The organism is Micromonospora sp. HM5-17 (assembly GCF_003762835.1).
In the GTDB taxonomy this organism is placed as follows: Bacteria; Actinomycetota; Actinomycetes; order Mycobacteriales; family Micromonosporaceae; genus Plantactinospora.
In genome coordinates, this window is record NZ_RJWA01000002.1 from 575344 (window position 1) to 592444 (window position 17101).

General features: G+C 73.6%; 12 protein-coding genes. 5 read left to right on the forward strand and 7 right to left on the reverse strand.

The features are described from left to right. The first annotated feature begins 212 nt into the window (after positions 1 to 212). Positions 213 to 2294 carry a sorbosone dehydrogenase family protein gene (locus EF879_RS07780; protein WP_123556899.1) on the forward strand — a complete coding sequence of 694 codons (2082 nt, stop codon included), beginning with the start codon at positions 213 to 215 and terminating at the stop codon, positions 2292 to 2294. Positions 2295 to 2396: 102 nt separating this feature from the next. On the opposite strand, the gene EF879_RS07785 is transcribed toward EF879_RS07780, so the two are convergent. The 3 genes from EF879_RS07785 to EF879_RS07795 form a co-directional block, all read right to left on the reverse strand. Beyond that, the gene (locus EF879_RS07785) at positions 2397 to 3044 is read right to left on the reverse strand and encodes an acetoacetate decarboxylase family protein (protein WP_233604303.1); all 648 of its coding nucleotides are present in this window, start codon (positions 3042 to 3044) and stop codon (positions 2397 to 2399) included. A gap of 119 nt (positions 3045 to 3163) precedes the next feature. Beyond that, the gene (locus tag EF879_RS07790) at positions 3164 to 5314 is read right to left on the reverse strand and encodes an MMPL family transporter (RefSeq protein ID WP_123556903.1); all 2151 of its coding nucleotides are present in this window, start codon (positions 5312 to 5314) and stop codon (positions 3164 to 3166) included. A 179-nt stretch (positions 5315 to 5493) separates the two neighbouring features. Further along, the gene (locus tag EF879_RS07795) at positions 5494 to 6885 is read right to left on the reverse strand and encodes a short-chain fatty acyl-CoA regulator family protein (RefSeq protein WP_123556241.1); all 1392 of its coding nucleotides are present in this window, start codon (positions 6883 to 6885) and stop codon (positions 5494 to 5496) included. A gap of 196 nt (positions 6886 to 7081) precedes the next feature. Between EF879_RS07795 and aceA the strand changes: the two genes are divergently transcribed. Together aceA and aceB are read left to right on the forward strand one after the other, a co-directional pair. After that, positions 7082 to 8431: an isocitrate lyase gene (aceA, locus tag EF879_RS07800; RefSeq protein ID WP_123556243.1), complete on the forward strand. Its 1350-nt coding sequence runs from the start codon at positions 7082 to 7084 to the stop codon at positions 8429 to 8431. Further along, entirely contained in the window at positions 8428 to 10017 is a 1590-nt protein-coding gene (gene aceB / locus EF879_RS07805) for a malate synthase A (protein WP_123556245.1), read from the forward strand. The genes aceA and aceB overlap by 4 nt, the downstream gene beginning before the upstream one ends. A 95-nt stretch (positions 10018 to 10112) precedes the next feature. Here aceB and EF879_RS07810 read toward each other — a convergent pair whose 3' ends face one another. Beyond that, a complete protein-coding gene (locus EF879_RS07810) occupies positions 10113 to 12275 on the reverse strand; it encodes an MMPL family transporter (RefSeq protein WP_123556247.1) in 2163 nt (720 codons plus the stop codon). 169 nt (positions 12276 to 12444) lie between these two features. Between EF879_RS07810 and EF879_RS07815 the strand changes: the two genes are divergently transcribed. Both EF879_RS07815 and EF879_RS07820 read left to right on the forward strand, forming a co-directional pair. Continuing rightward, positions 12445 to 13731, forward strand: a complete 1287-nt coding sequence (locus EF879_RS07815; RefSeq protein WP_158624131.1) for a sensor histidine kinase — start codon at positions 12445 to 12447, stop codon at positions 13729 to 13731. Between the two features lie 2 nt (positions 13732 to 13733). Then, a complete protein-coding gene (locus EF879_RS07820; RefSeq protein ID WP_123556251.1) occupies positions 13734 to 14411 on the forward strand; it encodes a response regulator transcription factor in 678 nt (225 codons plus the stop codon). An 83-nt stretch (positions 14412 to 14494) separates the two neighbouring features. On the opposite strand, the gene EF879_RS07825 is transcribed toward EF879_RS07820, so the two are convergent. From EF879_RS07825 to EF879_RS07835, 3 genes are all read right to left on the reverse strand, one after another. Beyond that, positions 14495 to 15379 (reverse strand): ABC transporter substrate-binding protein, encoded by an 885-nt coding sequence (locus EF879_RS07825; RefSeq protein ID WP_123556253.1) that lies wholly within the window; start codon positions 15377 to 15379, stop codon positions 14495 to 14497. 169 nt (positions 15380 to 15548) lie between these two features. Beyond that, positions 15549 to 15671, reverse strand: coding sequence for a ribosomal protein bL36 (locus EF879_RS07830; protein ID WP_123556905.1), 123 nt, complete (start codon positions 15669 to 15671; stop codon positions 15549 to 15551). A 150-nt stretch (positions 15672 to 15821) separates the two neighbouring features. Next, positions 15822 to 17090 carry an alanine racemase gene (locus EF879_RS07835; RefSeq protein ID WP_123556255.1) on the reverse strand — a complete coding sequence of 423 codons (1269 nt, stop codon included), beginning with the start codon at positions 17088 to 17090 and terminating at the stop codon, positions 15822 to 15824. Positions 17091 to 17101: the final 11 nt, after the last annotated feature.

The window sequence follows — 17101 nt, forward strand, 5'->3', positions numbered from 1 at the left end:
GTACGCGGTTGCCGGCCATGCAGAAAGCGACCGCGCCGAGCCGGCGCGACGCCCGGCCCCACCGGGCGACGGGAACCCATCGTCCGTCCACAACCCACCCCTCGTCAGGAAGGCGGTCCCGGCACCACCTGCACCACTCCATAGATCGACGCGGCGTGACCGCGCTCCTCCGGGCGCCGGCCCCGCCGCCGTACCCGAGGGAGGTGTCCGCGATGTCGAAACCCCGACGCGCGCTCGCCGCCACCGCTGTCCTGCTGGCGACGGTGCTGGCCAGCAGCGTGGCGGCGCCGCCGGCCCAGGCCGCCGGCGCGATCGACGACCCGGTGCCGGAACAGCAGATTCAGTCCCGGCTCGGACTCGTCCTCACCGAGTACGCCGCGTTCCCGAAGTCGGAGCCGGTTCCGGCGCCGACCGACCGGCGCCTCGTCCGGCACGCCCGGATCAATACGATCATGGAGGTGCCCGACGGCTCCGGCCGGCGGGCCGTGCCGGACCTGAACGGTCTGCTCTACCTCGTACGGCACGGGGTGCCGCACGTCTACCTCGACGTGGCCAGCGCCTTCGCCCCCCGGTTCTTCTCCGGCCGCGGCCTGGGCCAGGGCTTCGGGTACGTCGCCTTCCACCCCGACTTCCGACGCAACGGCAGGTTCTACACCGTGCACACCGAGGCGGCGTCCTCGACGACCGAGGTGCCGGACTACGCGCAGAGCAGCGTCCTCTTCCACGGCATCATCACCGAGTGGACCGCCACCGACCCGGTGGCGGAGACCTTCGCCGGCAGCCGTCGGGAGGTTCTGCGGATCGGCTTCGCCGGCCAGGTGCACGGGATCCAGGAGATCAACTTCAATCCGACCGCACGCCGGGGCGACCCCGACTACGGGCTGCTCTACATCGCCGTCGGCGACGGCGGCATCGGGGTGCGCACCACCGACCCGCAGAACCTGGCGATGCCGCACGGCAAGCTGCTGCGGATCGACCCGCTCGGCACCGACGCCCCGAACGGCCGGTACGGCATCCCACCGTCGAACCCGTTCGTCGGCCGGGCCGGGGCCCTCGGCGAGATCTACGCGCTCGGGATGCGGGACCCGCACCGGTTCAGCTGGGATCGGGCCACCGGCAGGATGTACCTCGGCCACATCGGCGAGCACGCCATCGAGGCGATCTACGAGGTGCGGGCCGGCGACAACCTCGGCTGGAGCGAGCGGGAGGGCGCCTTCGTCTTCGACAAGACGGCGACGAACCCCTGCGACCGGATCCTCCCGCTGCCCGCCGACGACGCCCGCTACGGCTACACGTACCCGGTCGCCGCGTACGACCACGAGCCCGCGCCGGGGTGGAACTGCACCAGCGACGTCGGGGTCGCGGTGGCCGGCGGCTTCGTCTACCGGGGTCGGGACGTTCCGGCGCTGCGCGGCAGGTACGTCTTCGGCGACCTCGTCGACGGCCGGGTGTTCTACACCGAGGTCAGCCAGATGCGGCGGGGCGGCGACCCCGCCCCCATCCATCGGCTCGCGCTCTTCGACGCGGCCGGCAACCCGGTCCGGATGCAGGACCTCTCCGCCCCCGGCGCGCCCGGCGACCCGGAACGGGTCGACCTGCGGTTCGGCACCGACGCCCAGGGCGAGTTGTACCTGCTGGCCAAGGCCAACGGCAGGATCTGGAAGGTCACCGGGACCCGGGAGTTCGCGCATGCGAGGGTCGGCCGGACGACGGTCCGGGGCACGATGCGGGCGGAGAACTGGGCGCCGGTGACCCCGGCCAAGTGGCGGTTCACCGGCCGGGAGGTGATCCTCGCGGAGGCGGGCGTCGCCCGGCCCGGTCCGCGCCGCCCGTTCGAGTACGCCGTCCTCACCGCCGGCCCGGAGTTCGGCGCGGTGGAGATCCGGGCGGAGGTGCGGCTCGACACCCCGGTCGAGGTGACCAACCGGGACGTGATCATCGTCTTCGGCTGGCGCTCGGACACGGAGTTCTACTACGCGCACCTCTCGACCGACAACACCATCTATCCGCACAACGGCATCTTCAAGGTGGACAACGCCGACCGGGAGCGGATCGACCACCAGTGGAACGGGCGTTCGGAGGGCGCGGCGCCGGCGATCACCGACGCGGCGTGGCACCGGGTGCGGGTGAGGCACCTCCCGGCGACCGGGGAGATCGCCGTCTACGTCGACGGCGCCCGGGACCCGCTGATGACGGCCCGGGACACCACGTTCCCGTCCGGCCGGGTCGGCTTCGGCTCGTTCGACAACGTCGGCAGCCTCCGTCACCTGACCGTCCGGGGTACGCCGGCCTGACCGTCGGCGTACGGACGGGCGCGCCGGCACGTGCCGAGGTCTCTCGGCGCCGGCGCGCCCGTCGTCGGCGGTGCCGGTCCGCCCGTCGGCTGTCGACGTTGTTCAGGACCGGGACGACGGTCCCGTGCCGAAGACCAGCCGGACGTCGCGCAGCCGTACCGTCAGCAGGGGACGTCGGCCGGCCAGGTATGCCAGCGGCCCGGTCGGTTCGACCTCCCAGGCCGCCGCGGCGGTGGCGAGCCTGGCGTGGCACCGTACCGGGGTGTTGCGGGTCCGGGTGTCGAGCCGCTGGGTGACCGTGAACCGGACGGGCCACCGCCCGGGCAGCCGGCGCCCGGACCGGAGCAGCGCCCGCACGAAGACTCCGGCCGTTGTTCGGGCCGTGGCGGTGCCCCACGCGCCGTCGGTCGGGGCCGTGAGCGCTATGTCGGCCAGTTCCTTGGGGATGCCCCAGAGCGCCCGCCCGCCCTCGCGGGAGACCGGGTCGTCGACCCAGATGTGGGTGATGCTCACCCGGGGGCGGAGTCCGGCGCGGACCAGTATGGCGGCGAGGACCTCGCGGTAGTGCAGCACCCCGCCGGGCTCGTACCCCACCCAGGCGGTGCCGACCACGGCCCGGCCGCCGATCGTCACCGGTCGGACGTCCCGCGCGAGGCCGTCGGACAACGGCGGCAGGGCGGCCCGGGGCACCAACCAGAGCGAGACGTACATCTGGCCGCGTAGGACCCACGGCTCGGGCGGGTAGGTCACGACGTACCCCCTGCTCTCGTCCGGTCCACGAGGGTCCCGGTCGGCCGGCTCATCCGATCGGGCGCGCCCGTGGCCCGTGACCCACCATGGCACACCCTCACCTGCCGTGACCGTGCCGCTCACCCCGGCGCTTCGGGGCCGGCCCGGTGCGCGGCGTGGGCGGCCCGGCGGTCGGTGGGGGCGTCCTGGTGGCCGGGCCACCAGGCGGCGTGGCCGAGCAACGCGGTGATCCCGGGGGTGAGGAAGAGCGACATCACGAAGGCGACGAGGGCGATGCCGACCGAGATGGCGAAGCCCAGCTGGGTGAGGGTGCTGTTGCCGGCGAGCATCAGCGAGGCGAACGTACCGGCGAGGATGAGCCCGGCGGCGGCGACCGTGGGTCCGGCGTGCCGGACCGCCATCGCGGCGGCGTCGCGGGGGGTACGCCCCTCCCGCGCCTCCTCGCGGAGCCGGGCGACCATCAGGATGTTGTAGTCGGTGCCGAGGGCGACGACGAACAGGTACATGACCACCGGCAGTATGAAGATCAGGCCGGCCTCGCCGAGGCCGGCCTGGAAGACCAGCACGGTGGCGCCAAGGGTCGCGGCGAAGCCGAGTCCGACCGTGAGCATCAGGTACCAGGGGGCGACGACGCTGCGCAGCAGCAGCCCCAGGATCACCATGATGAGGATCGCGGCGACCGGGAAGACGACCGCGTAGTCGCGGTTGACCGCGGCCTGGATGTCGACGAAGACCGCGGTGACGCCGCCGACGAACGCGCTCGTCCCCGCGGGTGCGGCGGCGTGCGCGGTGCCACGCAGCGGGTCCCGCACCGTGTGCAGGGCGGCCGCGGACTGCGGCGGGTCGGCCAGGGTCACCTGAAGGGCCGCCACGGTGCGGTCCGCGGAGAGCATCGGCTCGCCGACCTGGCCCACCCCGGGGACCCGGGCCAGTTCGGCGCGGTACGTGCCGAGTCGGTCGACGGGCAGCGGCGTACCGGTGTCGGAGCGGAGGATGACGTGCGACGGCTCGGTCGCCCCGGCCGGCAGGCCCCTGAGCAGCTCCCGGCTCCAGACGCGGGATTCGGACTCGGCCGCGGTCGAGCCGCTGCCGAGGTCGAAGGTGGGGTGAAACCCGAGGGCGAAGACGGCGAGGACGACGAGCGCGGCGCCGGAGACCACCACGTACCAGGCGGGCCGCCGGCCCAGCGACCGCCCGATCGCGGCGAACCGGGCGCCGCGCGGTTCGTGCCGCCAGGCGGTCGAGGGCCAGAACACCCGCGTGCCGAGCAGCGACACCACCGCCGGGATCAGGGTGAGCCCGGCGACCAGGGTGGTGGCGACGGCGATGGCGAGCGCGGGTCCGAGGGAGCGGAACAGGCCGAGTGTGGAGAGCGTGAGCGCGAGGAAGGCGATGATGACCGCACCGGCCGCCGAGGCGATCGCCTCCCCGGCCCGTTCGACCGCGCTGACCATGGCGGTCTTCGGATCCTCGCCGAGGCGCAGCCGCTCCCGGTAGCGGAACATCAGGAACAGGATGTAGTCGGTGCCGACGCCGAAGAGGACGACGATCAGCATCGCGCTCACCGAGCTGTCGGTCTTGAGGTCGAACACGTCGTTCGCCCAGGCGATCAGGCCGGTGGCGATCTGGGAGATCAGGCCGATCGTGAGCACCGGTAGCAGGGCGATGATCGGACTGCGGAAGATGATCAGGAGCAGGGCCAGGATCAGCCCGATGGTGGCGATCCCGATGATGAGGTTCGCCCGGTCGCCGGACTTCTCGGCGTCCAGGGCCTGGGCGGCCGTACCGGTGACCCCGGCCCTGAGGGCGGAGCCGGCGAGCTGGTCCGGTAGCGCGTCCCGGAGCGCCTGCACCGCCTTCGTCTGGTTCCGGTCGCCCGGGCCCCGCTGCGGGGTGAGCCGCACCGCGACGACCTGGACCAGCCGGTTGGGTGAGGGCGGCGTCGGGGCGAGGGCGACGACGTCGCGGATCCGCTGTCCGGCGAGGCGCTGGCCGATCGCCGCCACCGTGGCCGCGTCGTCGTCGGTCAGCGGTGCCCCGTCGCGACGCGTGAAGACGATGAGCGCCGCCGGGGTGGCGGCCTGCGGGAAGGCGCTCCGTTGCAGCTCCGCCGCCCGGATCGACTCGTGGTGGGCGGGGAGGAACGACGCCTCGTCGGTGACGGCGGTCAGCCGCGGCGCGGCGCCGACCACCACCACCGTGAGCACCACCCAGGCAACGACCACCCAGATCGGATGGCGGACCACGACGCGTCCCAGCGGGGCGAACACCACGACACCTTCCGTGATCCGATGGACCCTGTCCGTGATCAACGTAGCGGGTCGCCCCGTTGGGTGTGGGAAAATAATGCAGCTTTGTCCGGTACGCGCAGGTGGGATGCCCGATCGGCTGGGTGACCGAACGGCGCGAACGCGTGGTCGGGAAACGCCGATCCTCGGCCGGCTGCCGGCTACTCCGCCTTCAGTGGGTACGGGATGAAGGTGCTCCGGTTCTCGTCGAGGTCGAGCTGGCGGCCGATCGGGGCGGCGGCGCGTTGTGGGCAGGTCAGCCGCTCGCAGGTCTTGCAGCCCGGACCGATCGGGGTCGCCGCCTCGGTCGCCTGCAGGTCCCGGCCGGCGGAGTAGACCAGCCGTCCGGCGTGCCGGAGTTCGCAGCCGAGGCCGATCGCGAAGACCTTGCCGGGCTGGCCGTACCCGCCGTGGTGCCGGATCACCGTGCGGGCGATCCAGAGGTACCGCTGGCCGTCCGGCATCGCCGCGACCTGCGTCATCACCCGACCCGGGGCGCTGAACGCCTCGTAGACGTTCCACAGCGGGCAGGTGCCGCCGGAACGGGAGAAGGGGAAACCGGTCGCCGACTGGCGTTTCGACATGTTGCCGGCCCGGTCGACGCGGACGAAGGAGAACGGCACACCCCGGGCCCGGGGCCGCTGCAACGTGCTCAGCCGGTGGCAGACGCTCTCCCACCCCATCGCGAAGTGGTTGGTGAGCAGCTCGATGTCGTACCGCATCCGCTCGGCGGTGTCGAGGAACTCGCGATACGGCAGGATGAGCGCCGCGGCGAAGTAGTTGGCCAACCCGACCCGCAGGAGAATCTGGGTCTGTACGTCGTAGATCTGTTCTTCCTCGATGATCTCGTCGATGACGTCGGCGTACTCCAGCAGGGCGATCTGGGCTCCCATCCGGATCGCCTCCTGACCCGGGCGCAGCGACGTCGACAGGTGCAGGGTGCGGGTCTGCGGTCGGTACCGGTGCAGGTCGCCGGCGAGCGCGTCGGTGTCCTGCCGGACGATCCGTACCCCGTGCCGTTCGGCGAGCCGGTCGGTCAGCGCGGCCCGGGCCTCGCCGCGTCGGACGCCGATCTCGGCGGCCAGCGCCTCGGCCGCCTCGTCCAGGTCCGGCACGTAGTTCTGCCGGCGGTAGAAGAAGTCGCTCACCTGGTCGTGCGGGCTGCGCCCGGGTATCAGCTCGCGGTCGCCGACCACCTCGGCCAACTGGTCGTTGACCTGCCGGTAGCGGCGGTAGAGGTCGATGACCGCCTCCGCCACCTCGGGCAGTCTGCTCGCCAGTTCCGTCAGGTCGGTCAGGCTTGCCCGGGCCGGCAGTGCCTCGCGCAGCTCGGCCACCAGCCGGGGCGTGTCGTGCGGCGCGAAGTACGCGGTGTCGACGCCGAAGAGCTCGGTGATCCGGATCAGCACCGGCACGGTCAACGGTCGGGAATCGTGCTCGAGCTGGTTGAGGTAGCTGGGGGAGATCCCGAGCCGCCGGGCGAGTTCGATCTGGCTGATGCCGTGCTCCTCGCGCAGCCGGCGCAGCCGCGCACCCGCGAACATCCTGCCCATGGCGCCTCCCTACGCCTGGATCAGGTCACATTAACACACCTGAAAAGAGTGGCATTCGCAATTTCGCAGAATGGGTCGGCGGGTTTTCAATAATTCGCTGTTTCCGTATCTCGACCGGCCGATCGGCACCGTGTCATGGTTTTCGACACGCACCGGAGTACGGCGCGTCATCGACCGACTCCGAAGGAGGATCGCCATGAGCACGACGGTCGACCACCGACGCGACGCCACCGCAGACCCCCGCGCCGACCACCCGTGGGACGCGGCCGAGCGGCTACGGACGGAGTGGGCCACCAACCCGCGCTGGCGGGGCGTGGTCCGCCCCTACCGGCCCGAGGACGTCGTCCGGCTGCGCGGCGTACTCACCGAGGAGCACACCCTCGCCCGCCGTGGCGCCGAACGGCTCTGGCACCTGCTGCACACCGAGGAGTACCTACCCGCCCTCGGCGCGCTCACCGGCAACCAGGCCGTGCAGATGGTCCGGGCCGGGCTGAAGGCCATCTACCTCTCCGGCTGGCAGGTCGCCGCCGACGCGAACCTGGCCGGGCAGACGTACCCGGACCAGAGCCTCTACCCGGCGAACTCGGTGCCGGCGGCGGTGCGCCGGATCAACAACGCGCTGCTGCGCGCCGGCCAGATCGCGGTCATGGAGCGGACCGGCCCGGCGGGGCCCACCGACGAGGACGGCGTCGACTGGCTGGCGCCGATCGTCGCCGACGCCGAGGCCGGCTTCGGCGGTGTGCTCAACGCGTACGAGCTGATGACCGCGATGATCGTGGCCGGAGCCGCCGGGGTGCACTGGGAGGACCAACTCGCCAGCGAGAAGAAGTGCGGCCACCTCGGCGGCAAGGTGCTGGTCCCGACCGGCCAGCACGTGCGGACCCTCACCGCCGCCCGGCTCGCCGCCGACGTCGCCGGGGTCCCGACGGTGGTCATCGCCCGGACCGACGCGCACGCCGCCACCCTGCTCACCACGGACACCGACGAGCGGGACCGGCCCTTCCTCACCGGCGAGCGGACCGCCGAGGGGTTCCACCGGGTCCGCAGCGGACTGGAACCCTGCGTCGCCCGGGGGCTCGCCTACGCCCCGTACGCCGATCTGCTGTGGATGGAGACCAGCACCCCGGACCTGGAGCTGGCCCGCCGCTTCGCCGAGGCGATCAAGGCCGAGTATCCGGACAAGCTCCTCGCGTACAACTGCTCGCCGTCGTTCAACTGGCGCCGCCACCTCGACGACGCCACCATCGCCACGTTCCAGCGCGAGCTGGGACACATGGGCTACAGGTTCCAGTTCATCACGCTGGCCGGCTTCCACGCGCTCAACTACTCGATGTTCGAGCTGGCCCGGGGTTACGCCACCGCGGGGATGCCGGCGTACGTGGGCCTGCAGGAGCGGGAGTTCGCCGCCGAGGCCGACGGCTACACCGCGGTGAAACACCAGCGGGAGGTCGGCACCGGCTACTTCGACCTGATCAGCACCGTCCTCAATCCCGCCGCCGAGACCACCGCGCTGCGCGGCTCGACCGAGGAGGAGCAGTTCCGATGAGCATCCAGATCACCGGCCCGCTGCGGGACCGCTACGACGAGGTCCTCAGCCCGAAGGCGCTCGACTTCCTGGTCGCCCTCGACCGGGAGTTCGCCGCCCGCCGGGTGGCCCTGCTGGACACCCGCCGCGCCCGCCGGGCCCGGTACGCCACCGGGCAGCTTCCCGGCTTCCTGCCGGAGACCGCGGCGATCCGGTCCGACCCGACCTGGCGGGTGGCCCCGCCGGCCCCGGGCCTGGTCGACCGCCGGGTCGAGATCACCGGTCCGGTCGACCGCCGGATGACCGTCAACGCCCTCAACTCCGGGGCGCGGGTCTGGCTCGCCGACTTCGAGGACGCCCTCGCTCCGACCTGGGACAACGTCATCGGTGGCCAGCTCAACCTGATCGACGCGATTGACCGGCGGATCGACGTCACCGACCACCGGGGGAAGCGGTACGTCGTCGGGCCCGACCCGGCCACCATCGTCGTCCGACCCCGCGGCTGGCACCTGGTGGAGAAGCACCTCGTGGTCGACGGCCGGGCCCTCTCGGCCAGCCTGGTCGACTTCGGGCTCTACTTCGTCCACTGCGCCCAGCGGCAGCTCGACGCCGGCAGTGGTCCGTACTTCTACCTGCCCAAACTGGAGGACCACCGGGAGGCGCGGCTCTGGAACGACATCTTCCGCTTCGCCCAGCGGTACGTCGGGATTCCCCAGGGGACGATCCGGGCCACCGTGCTGGTCGAGACCATCACCGCCGCCTTCGAGATGGAGGAGATCCTCTACGAGCTGCGGGAGCACGCCGCCGGGCTGAACGCGGGCCGCTGGGACTACATCTTCAGCATCATCAAGAACGTCGGCTACCGGGACGACTTCCTCCTCCCCGACCGTGCCGAGATCACCATGACGGTGCCGTTCATGCGGGCGTACACCGAGCTGCTGGTCCGGACCTGCCATCGGCGCGGGGCACACGCCCTCGGCGGGATGGCCGCCTTCATTCCGAGCCGCGACCCGCGGGTCAACGCCGTCGCGACGGCCCGGGTCCGGGCGGACAAGGAGCGGGAGGCGGCCGACGGCTTCGACGGCTCCTGGGTCGCGCACCCCGGGCTGGTCGGGGTCTGTCGGTCGGCCTTCGACGCCGTGCTCGGCGACCGCCCGCACCAGATCGACCGGCTTCGCGACGACGTCTCGGTGACCGCCGACGACCTGCTGGCGGTCGACCAGACCCCGGGGCGGGTCACCCGGGCCGGATTGCGCACCAACCTCGCGGTGGCGCTGCGCTACCTCGACGCCTGGCTCGGCGGCACCGGCGCCGCCGCCATCTTCAACCTGATGGAGGACGCCGCCACCGCGGAGATCGCCCGCTGCCAGGTGTGGCAGTGGCGGCACCACGCCACGCCGCTGGCAGACGGCGGCCGGGTCACCGACGACCTGGTCCGGTCGATGCTGGTCGAGGAGGTGGCGAGGCTCTGCGCGGAGCGACCCACCGCCGACCGGGAGCGGATCGCCCGCGCGGTGGAGATCCTGGAGCGCACCGCCCTCGCCGAGGACCTACCGGCGTTCTTCACCACCGAGGCGTACGCGCGGTACCTGGTGACCCGCCCGTAGCCCCCCGTACCCGTCGGCCCTGGGCCGTCGCGGGATCCGGTGCGGATCGTGGCGACGAGCCCAGGGCCGAGATCAGGGGATCGGTGGGGGAGCGGTCAGGGATGGTGGGCGGCGGTGACGGCCTCGGCCGGTGCCGGCGCAGGGGCGTGCGCGAGCGGCGCGTGCGGCAGCCGGCGCTCCAGCCAGCGCGGCAGCCACCAGGCGTGCCGGCCGAGCAGGTGCATCACCGCGGGTACGGTGAGGCACCGGATCAGCACCGCGTCCACCGCGACGGCGACCGCCAGTCCGAGGCCGAACTGCTGGAGCATCCGGCTCGGGTCGAACAGGAACGCCCCGAAGACGACCACCATGATGGTGGCGGCGGCGGTCACCACCCGACCGGTCGTGGCCAGGCCCTCGGTGACCGCGCGGGTCGGGTCCCCGTGCCGGGTCCACTCCTCGTGCATCCGGGCCAGCAGAAAGACCTCGTAGTCCATCGAGAGGCCGAAGATGATCGCGAAGATCATCACCGGGACGTACGCCTCGATCGGCCCCGGCTCGGCGCCGAGCAGGCCGTGCTGGAAGACCAGGGTGATGACGCCGGTGGCGGCGGCAACGCTGAGCAGGTTGAGCAGTGCCGCCTTGACCGGGATCCACACCGACCGGAAGACGACGAGCAGCAGCAGTGCGGAGAGCCCGACGACGACCGCGACGAAGAGCGGCAGCCGGGCCGCGACCGCGTCGGCGAAGTCGGTCACCGCGGCGGTGCTGCCGCCGACCAGCAGGGTGCCACCGCTGTTCCGGGCCACCGGCGGCAGGACCTCGGCGCGTAGCCGGGTCACCAGCTCGGCGGTCGCCTCGTCCTGCGGTGCCGAGGTCGGGACGACGACGAGGAGCGCGGTGCCGTCGCCCACCGGCTGCGGCGGGGCGACCGAGGCGACCCCGGCGGTGCTGGCGAGCGCGTTCCGGGCCGCCTCCGCCACCGCCGGGCCGCCCTGGGCGACCACCACCAGCGGCCCGTTCACCCCGGGGCCGAACCCCTCGGCGAGCAGGTCGTACGCGGTTCGGCTGGTCGAGCCCTCGGCGTCCGTGCCGGCGTCGGCGAAGCCGAGCCGCAGGTCCAGCGCCGGTGCGGCGAGCCCGAGCAGAGCGAGCACCGACAGCACCGCCACCAGCCCGGCGTGCCGGCGTACGGCGGCGGACCAGCGCCGCCAGGTCGCGCCCTCGACACGCGCCGCGCGGCCCGCCCGCGCGGCCCGCCGCGCCACCGCGCGCTCCAGGCGCGGACCGACGACCGCGAGCAGTGCCGGTAGGAGCGTGAGCGTGGCGACCATGGTCATCAGCACGGTCAGCGCGACCGCCACGGCAACGCCCTGCAACGAGCCCAGTCCGAGCGCGACCAGGCCGAGCAACGCGATGATCACCGTGCAGCCCGCGAAGAAGACGGTCCGCCCGGCGGTGTCCAGCGCCGTCTCCGCGGCCTCGGCCCGCGCTCGTCCGGCGACGAGTTCCGCGCGGTAGCGGGAGAAGACCAGCAGCGCGTAGTCGATCCCGACGCCGAGGCCGACCAGCACCATCAGCGGCGCGGTGAAGTCGGCGACGGTGGCGGCGTGCGAGGCCAGCACGGTCGCCCCGATCGCGGTCCCCACCGCGAAGATCGCGATCACGATGGGCAGGCTCGCGGCGAGGAGTGAGCCGAAGAGCAGGACGAGGACCACCAGCGCGGCGAGCAAACCGATCCCCTCCGAGGGCCCGCCACCCTCCTGAACGCCCCGGACCGGGTCGCCGCCCACCGCCACCCGCAGCCCGTCGCCGCCGGCCGCCTCCGCCGTGTCGATCAGCCGGCGTACGTCCTCGGCCGGCAGCTCCTCGGCCGGCGCGTCGAGGGTCACCCGGGCGTACCCGGTCGTGCCGTCCCGGGACACCGACGCCGGGTCGGCGTACGGGTCGCCGACCTCGACGACCCGGGGCAGCCGTCGTACCTCCGCGAGCAGCCCGTCGACCCTGGGCCGGACCTCCGGCGCCACCAGCCCGGCCGGTGCCTGGACGACGATGTCGACCGTGGCGCCGGTCCGGTCCGGGGCCCGGTCCCGCAGGACGTCGAGGGCCCGCTGCGAGTCGGTGCCGGGCAGGGAGAAGTCGTTGTGGTACGCGCTTCCGGCCACCTGCGCGGCGACGGTGCCGGTCACCAGTACGGCGACCCAGAGCAGCACCGCCCACCAGCGGCGTCGGTACGACCACCGTGCGAGCCGGGCGAAGATGGACCGTGTGTCGGGCATGACGCCGGACTCCCTCGTCGTGCGGGAACGTTGACCCGCCGGACGGTAGGAACGCCAGACAGCGTGGGGAAACACTCTCCGGCGCGACCCGGGGCTACCTCCCGGGAGGTAGCGGTGCTCCCGCCTCGGGATGACGAGGCCCGGCCTGCCCGCGGCCTACGCTGGATCCGTGACGCGCACCCGGCCCCTCCTCGACGTCGCCGCCGCGGCGGTGACGCTGGCGGTCACCGTCGGCCTCCTGGCCGGCGGCGGGTTGGGTACCCAGGACCCGGCGGGCCGGAGCCTCGACGTACCGGGCCTGCTGCTCGCCGTGGCGACCGCACTGCCCCTGGCGGCCCGCCGCCGGGCCCCGGCCGTGGTCTTCGCCGTGGTGGCGCTGGCCAGCGTGGCGCTCACCACCCTGAGGTACCCGCTCGACGTTCCGGTCGGGGCGGCCGTCGCCGCCTACAGCCTCGCCGACGTCTACTCCGGTGCCCCGGGACGGCGCCGGGCGGCCGCGTTCGGCGCGGTCGTCGGATTCGTTCCGGCGGTGGCGCTCGGGTACGCCGCGGTCGGGGTCGACGTGCTGGCCCTGCTGACCGAGCTGGGGTTCTGGCTGCTCGCCTTCGGCGGGTTCTGGCTGCTCGGCGATCGGGCCCGGTTGCGCCGGGAGCGCGTCGCCGACCTGGAAGAACGCGCCCGGCGGGCCGAGCGGGACGCGGAACGGGAGCGGCGGCTGGCCGCCGCGGAGGAGCGGACCCGGATCGCCCGGGAGCTGCACGACTCGGCGGGCCACGCGATCAACGTGATCCTGGTGCAGGCCGCGGCGGCCCGGCTGCTGCACGAACGGGATCCGTGCCGGTCGCGCCAGGCCATCACGACGATCGAGGAGGTCGCCCGGGAGATCGCCGGTGAGATCGACCGCCTGGTGCGGGCGCTGCGCCACGACGACGTCGACCCGCGGACGCCCGCGAACCTGAGCGCGCTCGGGGAACTGCTCGAACGGCACCGGGCGACGGGGCTGACCGTCGACCTCGACGTCGTCGGGGAGCCGCGCGGCCTCACCCGGGGGGTGTCGCAGGCGGCGTACCGGATCCTCCAGGAGGCGCTCACCAACGCGGCACGGCACGGCGACGGCGCCGCCCGGGTCGCACTGCGGTACGCCACCGACGCGGTCGAGATCGTGGTGGTCAACCGGAGGAGGCCGGGGGACGACGAGCGCCGGGACGGCACCGCGGGACACGGCATCGTCGGCATTCGGGAGCGGGCGACCCTGCTCGGCGGGACCTGCGTCGTCGGTCCGGTCGGGGGCCGGTTCGAGGTCCGGGTACGACTGCCCCTGCCGCCCGCCGAGGCGCCTGCCGGGCGGGGGACACCCGCCGGGGTGGAGACGTCCGCCGGGGTGGAAGCGCTGGCCCGGTCGCCGGTGGCCGTCGGCTCCGGGTCGTCGCGCGGACCGGACGGCCCGGTCCGGTGAGCGTGCTCCGGGTCGTCCTGGTGGACGACGACGACCTCATGCGCGCCGGCCTGCGTGCCGTGCTCTCCACCGACGAGTCGATCGCGATCGTCGGCGAGGCCGGCGACGGACGCCAGGCGGTGGCCCGGACCCGGGAACACCGCCCCGACGTGGTGCTGATGGACGTCCGGATGCCCGACATGGACGGGATCGCCGCGACCGCGGCGATCGTCGAGAGCGTGCCCGGCACCCGGGTCCTGATCCTGACCACCTTCTCGGACGACGAGTACGTCCTCGGCGCGCTGCACGCCGGTGCCTCCGGCTTCCTGCTCAAGCGGACCCGGCCGGAGCAGCTCATCGCCGCGCTCCACACGGTCGCCGCGGGTGACTCGCTGCTCTCGCCGTCGGTGACCGCGACCGTGATCAGCCGTCTGGTCAGCCAGCCCCGGCGGGACCCGGGCGCACAGCGGCGGCTCCACGCGTTGACCCCGCGGGAGCGGGACGTCCTGCACCTCGTCGCCCGCGGGCTGTCCAACGCGGAGATCGCCGGCCGCCTCCGGATCGAGGAGTCGACGGTGAAGACGCACACCAAACGGATCCTCGCGAAGCTGCGGCTCCGGGACCGGGTGCAGGCGGTCATCTTCGCCTATGAGGCGGGCCTCGTCGTACCGGGTGAACCGCACGGGACGCCGACGCGCTGACCCGGCGGTGGCCGGGGGCATCGGGTGGCACGACGTGCCCGGTGTGTCGGCCGCCGGGCCGACCCCGCGGCCCGTGGCGGCCGTCAGGCCACCCGGGCGATCGCACCCGGCGGCGGGTCCGGTACCACGCCGGGGTGCAGGAGCGCGGCCATCGCCTCGACACCGTCGACGAGCCGGGGACCCGGGCGGACCACGAGGCCGTCCGCGTCGATCGCCCAGACCGGTACGCCGGGCAGCCGCTCGGCGACGATCCGGGCCTGCGCGACCGCGCCGTCGAGGTGGAAACCGCAGGGGGCGACGAGGACGACGTCCGGGCCGGCGTCGGCGAACTCCCGCCAGGTCGTCTCCACCGACCGGGCCCCGGGACGGGCCGCGACCGGCTCGCCGCCGGCGGCCCGGACCAGGTCCGGCACCCAGTGGCCGGCGGTGAACGGCGGCTCGACCCACTCCACGACCGCGACGCGCGGGCGGGTTCGGCCCGCGACGGCGGCGGCGACCGCGTCGAGCCGGGCACGCAGGCGGGTGACGAGTGCCTCGGCGCGTTCCGGCACTCCGGTCCGCTCCCCGACCGCGTGGATCGTGTCGAGCACCTCGGCCAGGGTGTGCGGGTCGAGGGCGAGTACGTCGGCCCGGCAGCCCAGGTAGTCGAGGGCGTCCTCGACGTGGCCGGAGGGAAGGGCGCAGACCCGGCAGAGGTCCTGGGTCAGGATCAGCTCGGGACGGAGTTCCGCCAGCGCGTCGGCGTGCAGCGTGTAGAGGTCCTCGCCGGCGGCCATCCGCGACTTCACGTAGTCGTCGATCTCGCCCGGGCTCATGCCCCGGGTGTCCCGGCCGCCGACCACGATGCGCTTGTCGATCCGGGCGGTCGGTGGCTCGTCGCACTCGAAGGTGACCCCGACGAGGTCGTCACCGAGGCCGAGGGCGTAGACGATCTCGGTCGCGGAGGGCAGCAGGGAGACCAGACGCATCCTCCCATCGTGCCCGGGTCATCCCGGGCCACCGCGACCGGAGCCCTGCTCCGGCCGGGCGACCCCGGGTCGGCCCGGTCCGGGCCGGCCTCCCATTGGGACGCCCACCCCTGACGGGCGTCCCGCTCCGCCGCCGGGCGCCACCTGCCCGGCCCTTCCGCTCGGCGACTCAGCCCTGCCGGGTCTTCCAGCGGGGGTTGGTGCGGTTGACGACCAGCACCCGGCCGTGTCGGCGTACCACCACCGAGCCCGGCTTCCGCTTCAGCACCCGCAGGGAGCGACGAACCCTCATGATCATCCTCCTCGGCTGAGGTCCGGCCCGTGTGGCCGTCCGGGTGCACAACATCACCCGAGGAGGCGGCATTCCGGGGCGGCCAGCCCCGCTCCCGCCGGGGATGTCCGTTCTCAGCCAACGATCTCCGTATGTCGCCCGAATCGCCGATCAGAAGTACGTCTCCAGGACGTCGACGACGGTGTCGCTGTCGTCGACGACCGGGATGTACCGCCACTTGTCGAAGGCGGTGCACGGGTGCGAGATGCCGAAACAGAGCAGGTCTCCCGGGCGGAGGTCGGCGTCCGGGGGCACGGCGAGGAAGGCGTGGTGGTCGTTGAGCCGGGTGACGACCACCCCGGCGACCGGCTCGACCGCCCCCGAGACCCGGCGGACCCGCAGCGGGATCGGCAGTCCCTCGTCGTACGGGGCGTCCCGCTTGCCCATCCCGGCGATCGCCAGGCCCGGCTCGGGGACGGAGGTGACCTGCGCCCAGAGTTCCAGCGCGGGGGCCAGCCCGTCCTCGTCCGGGATGCGGCGAAACGGCGTGTGGTCGGCGTAGAAGCCGTGGTCGTGGCTGACGTAGGCACCGCTGCGGAGCACCACCCGGAGCCGGTGGCCGGCGAGCCAGTCGCCGGCGAGCCGGTCGGCCACCACGTCGAACCAGGCGCTGCCCCCGGCGCTGACGATCACCTCGTCGGCCAGGAGTCCCCGGCGGGCCAGCTCCGTCGTGGCCGCCCGGGTCCGGTCCAGGTACGCCCCGACCGCGTCGGCGTCGGGGAGTCCGCCCTCGTACGCGGCGACCCCGGCGAGGCGGACCCGAGGGGTGGCGGCGGCCGCCTCGGCAACCTCGACCAGGTGATCGAGGCTCCGACAGCCGGTACGCCCGCCGGGGTAGCCGAGTTCGGCCAGGACGGGTACCGCGGCGTTGCCCGGCCGCCCGGCGAGCGCGGCGCCGATCGCCTCGACGCCGGCGACCGAGTCGACGAAGAGGAACGCCTCGAAGCCCCGGTCCAGTTCGTCCGCGAGCCAGCGCAGCGGCACCGGATCGAGCAGCTGGTTGGCGAGCAGCACCCGGGGCACCCCGAGCGCGCGACAGGCGAGCAGCTGGTTGGCGGTGGCCACGGTGATCGCCCAGGCGCCGGCGGCGAGCTGCCGGGCGAACAGCGACGGCGCCATGGTGGTCTTACCGTGCGGCGCGAACGACAGGCCGTGCCGGGCGCAGAACCGGGCCAGCGTCGCGATGTTCCGGTCGAGGGCGGCACGCCGGGCAACCAACACGGGCCAGGTGAACGCGCCGCCGAAGAGGTGGTGATTGGCGCCGGCGAACGCGGCGGCCGGGACGGGCGGACCGGGCTGCCAGATCCCCTTCGCCCGCCAGTCCACGGCTGTCCCGACACCGGGCGCGGGGGCGGGGGCCGCCCGGAGGTGCTCGCCCATCGACTCTCCCT

Excerpts from the sequence above, each read along its gene's own strand:
- EF879_RS07780 (WP_123556899.1), top strand. The coding sequence starts at position 213 with ATGTCGAAACCCCGACGCGCGCTCGCCGCCACCGCTGTCCTGCTGGCG.
- EF879_RS07795 (WP_123556241.1), bottom strand. The coding sequence starts at position 6,885 with ATGGGCAGGATGTTCGCGGGTGCGCGGCTGCGCCGGCTGCGCGAGGAG.
- aceA (WP_123556243.1), top strand. The coding sequence starts at position 7,082 with ATGAGCACGACGGTCGACCACCGACGCGACGCCACCGCAGACCCCCGC.
- aceB (WP_123556245.1), top strand. The coding sequence starts at position 8,428 with ATGAGCATCCAGATCACCGGCCCGCTGCGGGACCGCTACGACGAGGTC.
- EF879_RS07810 (WP_123556247.1), bottom strand. The coding sequence starts at position 12,275 with ATGCCCGACACACGGTCCATCTTCGCCCGGCTCGCACGGTGGTCGTAC.
- EF879_RS07825 (WP_123556253.1), bottom strand. The coding sequence starts at position 15,379 with ATGCGTCTGGTCTCCCTGCTGCCCTCCGCGACCGAGATCGTCTACGCC.
- EF879_RS07830 (WP_123556905.1), bottom strand. The coding sequence starts at position 15,671 with ATGAGGGTTCGTCGCTCCCTGCGGGTGCTGAAGCGGAAGCCGGGCTCG.
- EF879_RS07835 (WP_123556255.1), bottom strand. The coding sequence starts at position 17,090 with ATGGGCGAGCACCTCCGGGCGGCCCCCGCCCCCGCGCCCGGTGTCGGG.